The sequence below is a fragment of the Streptomyces pathocidini genome (genome assembly GCF_001418495.1).
GTDB lineage: Bacteria > Actinomycetota > Actinomycetes > Streptomycetales > Streptomycetaceae > Streptomyces > Streptomyces pathocidini.
Genome location: NZ_LIQY01000498.1, coordinates 1 through 6,562, shown reverse-complemented (window position 1 = coordinate 6,562; position 6,562 = coordinate 1). Strand labels below are relative to the sequence as shown.

Annotated in this window: 5 protein-coding genes, 1 pseudogene and 1 riboswitch; of the genes and pseudogenes, 3 read left to right on the top strand and 3 right to left on the bottom strand. The window is 71.1% G+C overall.

The window, feature by feature from the left end:
* Positions 1 to 219, top strand: a pseudogene (locus AOK16_RS28625) (DNA polymerase IV); the annotation flags it as partial.
* Here AOK16_RS28625 and AOK16_RS21330 read toward each other — a convergent pair.
* Positions 138 to 512, bottom strand: a complete 375-nt coding sequence (locus AOK16_RS21330) for a PRC-barrel domain-containing protein (RefSeq protein WP_055473801.1) — start codon at positions 510 to 512, stop codon at positions 138 to 140. The pseudogene AOK16_RS28625 and the gene AOK16_RS21330 overlap by 82 nt on opposite strands.
* A gap of 125 nt (positions 513 to 637) precedes the next feature.
* Positions 638 to 733: riboswitch (glycine riboswitch) on the top strand.
* 188 nt (positions 734 to 921) lie between these two features.
* Between AOK16_RS21330 and gcvP the strand changes: the two genes are divergently transcribed.
* A complete protein-coding gene (gene gcvP / locus AOK16_RS21325; protein WP_055473800.1) occupies positions 922 to 3,807 on the top strand; it encodes an aminomethyl-transferring glycine dehydrogenase in 2,886 nt (961 codons plus the stop codon).
* Between the two features lie 120 nt (positions 3,808 to 3,927).
* Here the strand turns inward: gcvP and AOK16_RS21320 are convergent, their stop codons facing one another.
* Complete coding sequence (locus AOK16_RS21320; protein ID WP_055473799.1) at positions 3,928 to 4,134, bottom strand: DUF5999 family protein; 207 nt, start codon at positions 4,132 to 4,134, stop codon at positions 3,928 to 3,930.
* A gap of 254 nt (positions 4,135 to 4,388) precedes the next feature.
* Positions 4,389 to 4,997: a hypothetical protein gene (locus AOK16_RS21315; protein WP_055473798.1), complete on the bottom strand. Its 609-nt coding sequence runs from the start codon at positions 4,995 to 4,997 to the stop codon at positions 4,389 to 4,391.
* Positions 4,998 to 5,475: 478 nt separating this feature from the next.
* Here AOK16_RS21315 and AOK16_RS21310 point away from each other — a divergent pair.
* A partial coding sequence (locus tag AOK16_RS21310) for a glutamate-cysteine ligase family protein (protein ID WP_055473797.1) occupies positions 5,476 to 6,562 on the top strand: 1,087 nt, incomplete at its 3' end.

The following is a 6,562-nucleotide window of genomic DNA, read 5'->3' as shown; positions in this document are numbered from 1 at the left end:
GGGGTGGGCAGGGTCACGGTGCGGTTCGAGCAGCCCTGGTCGGAGCCGGGGCGGGTGCGGACCTTCCCGGTCGACGACCCGGACCTGGAGCCGGCCGAGCCGCTGCCCCTGGTGCGAGCGGAGGAGGGGAGCGGCGGTCAGTCCTCGCCGGCTATGCGGCCGAAGTCCTGGTCGTCTCCCCCGGAGCCGCCGCCTCCGGACGAGGCGTCGAGCCCGTAGTGGTGGTAGAGCTGCAGCTCCTGCTCGGGGGAGAGGTGGCGGCCCACGCCGAAGTCCGGGGCGTCCTTGATCAGGGACCTGCGGTAGGGGACGCGCAGCGTGTCTTCCACCACCTCGCTCGGCTCCAGCGGAACGAACGCGTCCCGCCCGAAGAGCCCGGTGCGCACCGCCGCCCACTCCGGGCGGCCCGTGGCGTCGTCCAGGTACACCTCGTCCACGGTGCCGATCTTCGCCCCGTCGAGGTCGAACGCCTTGCGGCCTATCAGGCTCCGCGGATCGATATCGGTCTGCACAGTCCCTCCAACGGCTCGCAGGCTGCGGTGCCACAACCCTTACGACACAACGAAAGGGCACATCGCGGGCGTCGGCCACTCGAGGGTTCCCGCGACAGACGCGCTGGTAGGCTGGCAGCGGCCGCAGACCCCGTGCGGGAGAGCTCTCCACCGGCAGGTGGGGGCGCCGAAGGAGCAAATCCTCCCCGGAATCTCTCAGGCACACGTACCGCACGGACGAGGTCACTCTGGAAAGCAGGGCGGGCATCGGACGGGCATGTGCCGGAACCCCTCCTCACCGACGGTGAAAGCCGGGCCGCCTCGCGCGGGCCGGTGAAGCTCTCAGGTTGAGATGACAGAGGGGGAGGCCGTCCGGGTACCCGCGCCGTGGTACCCCTCGCAGGTCGCGTCGACCAGGAGGCCTCCGCAGATGACCGCCAACCGCATCCCGCTCTCCCGACTGGAGCGCGGCACTCCGTTCGAGCACCGCCACATCGGACCCGACACCGAGGCCCAGGCCAAGATGCTCGCCCAGGTCGGGTACGGCTCGCTCGACGAACTGACCGACGCCGCCGTCCCCGAGGTGATCAAGAGCGCCGGGGCGCTCGACCTGCCGGAGGCCCGCAGCGAGCGCGACGTGCTCGCCGAGCTGCGCTCCCTCGCCGACCGCAACCAGGTCCTGGCCTCCATGATCGGCCTCGGCTACCACGGCACCTTCACCCCGCCGGTGATCCTCCGCAACGTCATGGAGAACCCGGCCTGGTACACCGCGTACACCCCGTACCAGCCGGAGATCTCGCAGGGCCGGCTCGAGGCACTGCTGAACTTCCAGACCGTCGTCGCCGACCTGACCGGGCTGCCCACCTCGGGCGCCTCGCTGCTCGACGAGGGCACCGCCGCCGCCGAGGCCATGTCCCTCGCGCGCCGCGTCGGCAAGGTCAAGAACGGCGTCTTCCTGATCGACGCCGACTGCCTGCCGCAGACCATCGCCGTGATCGAGACCCGCGCCGAGCCGACCGGCGTCGAGGTCGTCGTCGCCGACCTCTCCGAGGGCATCCCGGCCGAGATCGCCGAGCGCGGCGTCTTCGGCGTGCTGCTCCAGTACCCGGGCGCCTCCGGACAGGTACGCGACCTGCGGCCGGTCATCGAGCAGGCGCACGAGCTGGGCGCGATCGTCACCGTCGCCGCCGACCTGCTCGCCCTCACCCTGCTCACCCCGCCCGGCGAGCTGGGCGCCGACATCGCCGTCGGCAACAGCCAGCGCTTCGGCGTCCCCATGGGCTTCGGCGGCCCGCACGCCGGCTACATGGCCGTGCGCGACAAGTTCGCCCGCTCCCTCCCCGGCCGCCTGGTCGGTGTCTCGGTGGACGCGGACGGCAACAAGGCGTACCGCCTGGCCCTCCAGACCCGTGAGCAGCACATCCGCCGCGAGAAGGCCACCAGCAACATCTGCACCGCGCAGGTGCTGCTCGCCGTCATGGCGGGGATGTACGCGGTCTACCACGGCCCCGACGGCCTGGCCGCCATCGCCCGGCGCACCCACCGCTACGCCACGCTCCTCGCCGAGGGCCTGCGCGCGGGCGGCGTCGAGATCGTCCACGGCTCGTACTTCGACACCCTGACCGCGCGGGTTCCCGGGCGGGCCGCCGAGGTCGTGGCCGCCGCCCGCGAGGCCGGGGTCAACCTGCGCCTGGTGGACGCCGACCAGGTCGGCATCGCCTGCGACGAGACCACCGGCCGGGCCGAGCTGGCCGCCGTGTGGGGCGCGTTCGGCGTCGAGGCCGACGTGGCGGCGCTGGACACCACCGCGCAGGACACGCTGCCCGAGGCGCTGCTGCGCACCGACGAGTACCTGACCCACCCGGTCTTCCACCAGCACCGCTCCGAGACCGCGATGCTGCGCTACCTGCGCAAGCTCTCGGACCGCGACTACGCGCTGGACCGCGGCATGATCCCGCTCGGCTCCTGCACGATGAAGCTCAACGCGACCACCGAGATGGAGCCGGTCACCTGGTCGGAGTTCGGCGCGCTGCACCCCTTCGCGCCCGTGGAGCAGGCCGAGGGCTACCTGACCCTGATCAACGAGCTGGAGGAGCGGCTCGCGGAGGTCACCGGCTACGACAAGGTCTCCATCCAGCCGAACGCCGGTTCCCAGGGCGAGCTGGCCGGTCTGCTGGCCGTGCGCGCGTACCACCGCGCCAACGGCGACGAGCAGCGCACCATCTGCCTCATCCCGTCCTCCGCGCACGGCACCAACGCCGCCAGCGCCGTGATGGCGGGCATGAAGGTCGTCGTGGTCAAGACCGCGGACGACGGCGAGGTGGACATCGAGGACCTGCACGCCAAGATCGAGCAGCACCGCGACCAGCTCGCCGTGCTCATGATCACCTACCCGTCCACGCACGGAGTGTTCGAGGAGCACGTCGCCGACGTCTGCGCGACCGTGCACGACGCGGGCGGCCAGGTGTACGTCGACGGCGCGAACCTCAACGCCCTGCTCGGCCTGGCCAAGCCGGGCAAGTTCGGCGGCGACGTCTCGCACCTCAACCTGCACAAGACCTTCTGCATCCCGCACGGCGGCGGCGGCCCAGGCGTCGGCCCGGTCGGCGTGCGCGCCCACCTCGCGCCGTACCTGCCGAACCACCCGCTGCAGCCCACCGCCGGCCCGGAGACCGGCGTCGGCCCCATCTCGGCAGCCCCGTGGGGCTCCGCGGGCATCCTGCCGATCTCCTGGACGTACGTCCGGCTGATGGGCGCCGAGGGCCTGCGCAGGGCGACCCAGGTCGCCGTGCTGGGCGCCAACTACATCGCCAAGCGCCTCGAGCCGCACTACCCCGTGCTCTACACCGGCCCCAACGGGCTGGTCGCGCACGAGTGCATCGTGGACCTGCGGCCGCTGACCAAGGCGACCGGCGTCACCGTCGACGACGTGGCCAAGCGCCTGATCGACTACGGCTTCCACGCGCCGACGATGTCCTTCCCGGTCGCCGGCACGCTGATGATCGAGCCGACGGAGAGCGAGGACCTCGCCGAGATCGACCGGTTCTGCGAGGCGATGATCGCGATCCGCGGCGAGATCGAGCGCGTCGGCTCGGGCGAGTGGGCGCAGGGCGACAACCCGCTGAGCAACGCCCCGCACACCGCGGCCGCGCTCGCCGGCGAGTGGGAGCGCCCGTACACCCGCGAGACCGCGGTCTTCCCGGCCGGGGTCTCGGCCGCCGACAAGTACTGGCCGCCGGTGCGCCGGATCGACGGTGCCTTCGGCGACCGGAACCTCGTCTGCTCCTGCCCGCCGCTGGAGGACTACGACGGCTGACACCGCGTAGCCGGACCCGATGCCCCGGGCCCGGCACGCGTCGGGGCCGGTTCGGCGATCACGCCGGGCCGGCCCCTGTGTGTTTCCCCGCTGCCGCGCTGGTCCTCGGCGGCTCCGCCGTCAGGCGGCGGTCATCACGCTCCCCGGGTCCAACGGCCGGTGTGGAGCGATGACCTGGCCGTCCGGCAGCAGCTCACCGGTGTCCTCGAAGAGCAGGACGCCGTTGCACAGCAGGCTCCAGCCCTGCTCCGGGTGGTGCGCCACGAGATGGGCGGCCTCCCGGTCGGCGGAGTCGGCTGACGGGCACGGTGGCTGGTGCTGGCACATGGGTGGGTTCTTTCGCTGCGGTGAGGTGAGGTGCTTGCTGCTCGGCGCTGTGTTGCTCGATGCGGTGTCCATGACCGCCCCCCGTATCTCTCGTTCGGTCCCAGTGTTGCCCTCCGGGCGGGTTTCCGCAGGCATTTCCGGGCAGCTTTCCTCACCGGGAACCGACGCGTCACTCGTGCGGAGGGTTTACCGCAACCCCGTTGTCATCCCCGGTGGTTGAGACGATCACAGGGGGCTGGTCCGGATGGGTGGGATCAGGCCGGGGAGCCCATCGCGGGGGTCCCCAGACCCATCAGCGGGTTCGCGGCCAGCCGCAGCGTGAGCACCGGCAGCAGATCGGACACCCGGTGCGCCCGGTGCGCCGCGATGCCCGGCGGAGCGGGCGCGAGCGGCACCAGGAGGTCGCTCGGGGCCGGCGTGCCCTTGGCGGCGTCCGCCGTCGGGTCCTCGTGCAGCCACAGGGTCAGCATGTAGAGCTCGGGTACGGACAGCAGGCGCGGCTGGTACGAACCCGGCAGCGCCTCGGCCTGCCGCAGCGCCAGTTCCGTGGACGTCACGTACGGCCCCTCGAAGAAGTGCGAGAAGGCCCAGCCGTCCGGGGTCAGCATGGTCTCGGCCGCCGCCACCGCGTGTTCGCCGCTGCGCACCAGGAAACGCCAACCCGCCAGCCGCGTACGGGGCGTGCCCTGGCCCTTGGTGACGCGGTCCAGGATGTGTACGGGCAGCGGGAGTTCGGGGATCAGCGAACCCGCCGCGGACCGCAGAGCCGGTGTGCGCGGATCTCGGACCGCGGTCGGGGAGGCCAGGGCCGCGAGGGCGCTGCGCAGGGCTGGCTTGGGCGCGGGAGGAACGAGCAGCGGCATGGTGGGTCGCCTCTCACTTGGGAGACACGTGGTGCGGGGCAGTGCGGACTGCGCTGTCTGCATACGAGGTCAGAGGGGCCCGAGCCCGGAATGGCTGGGGCGCACACTCTCTGCCTCGTTCGCGAAGTTTATACGAGGAGTGTTCGCCGGGTGTTTCGTCTAGCCGACGGCGGTATTGCGGGCAAGTCTGAATCCGGCCTTTGCTCCGAGTGGATTACTCCCCTTCTGTCCACCCGGTTCGGGGCGCTGCCTGGACTTATGTGCCAAGAGCGGCAGGGCTGATTCCGCTCGGTGGTTTTCTCCGGGGCAACACGGGCCGAGACGGAGAGTTATGCCCACGGAATGTGCCGCGGGAGGTTGTGGAGAGGGTAACGGGCCTGGGCCGGCCGCCGGGCGTTATCGATCACAACGCCTGGGCATCATCGATCCTGACGCCGCGGCCGGTGCCGCGGGCGCCCACTCGAGGAGGGACGCTTCGATGGGGGAGAAGGTCGAAGCGGGCGGGTTCGACCTGTCCGATCGGCAGCGCTACCGGGGCAAACTGCGACAGTGCCTGGAAGGGTTGGAGAGGCTGCTGTCGGAGAAACGGTTCGATCGGCCGCGGAATCTCATGGGGCTGGAGATCGAACTGAATCTCGCGGGGGCCGACGGGATGCCGCGCATGATGAATGCGGAGGTTCTGGAGCGCATCTCGAGCGGGGATTTCCAGACCGAGCTGGGCCAGTTCAACCTCGAAGTCAACATTGTGCCGCACCGGCTCTCCGGCAGGGTCCTCGACCGGCTCGCCGAAGAACTCCGCACCGGCCTGGCCTATGCCGACCGCAAAGCGCGGGAAGTGTCCGCGGAGATCGTGATGATAGGGATCTTGCCCACTCTCGGAACGCAGGACCTGGTCTCCGCGAACCTTTCCGAGGTCGACCGCTACATGCTGCTCAACGACCAGATTCTCGCGGCCCGGGGCGAGGAGATCGACCTCGACATCGAGGGCGTCGAGCACCTCACGTACAGCAGCCGCTCGATCGCCCCCGAGGCCGCCTGCACCTCCGTACAGCTCCATCTTCAGGTCACGCCCGGCCGGTTCGCGGATGTGTGGAACGCGGCTCAGGCGGTGACCGCCGTGCAGATCGCGATGGGCGCCAATTCCCCGTTCCTCTTCGGCCGCGAGTTGTGGCGCGAGTCCCGGCCGCCGCTCTTCCAGCAGGCCACCGACACCCGCCCGCCGGAGCTCAGGGCGCAGGGGGTGCGGCCGCGGACCTGGTTCGGGGAGCGGTGGATCGACTCGGCGTACGACCTTTTCGAGGAGAACCTGCGCTACTTCCCCGCGCTGCTGCCGATCTGCGGCGAGGAGGACCCGCTGCGCGTCCTGGACGAGGGCGGCGTGCCGGCCCTCCGGGAGCTGGTCCTGCACAACGGGACCGTCTACCGCTGGAACCGGCCCGTCTACGCGGTCGTCGACGGCGTACCGCACCTGCGGGTGGAGAACCGGGTGCTGCCCGCGGGGCCCACCGTCACCGACGTCGTCGCCAACGCCGCCTTCTACTACGGGCTTGTGCGCGCCCTCGCCG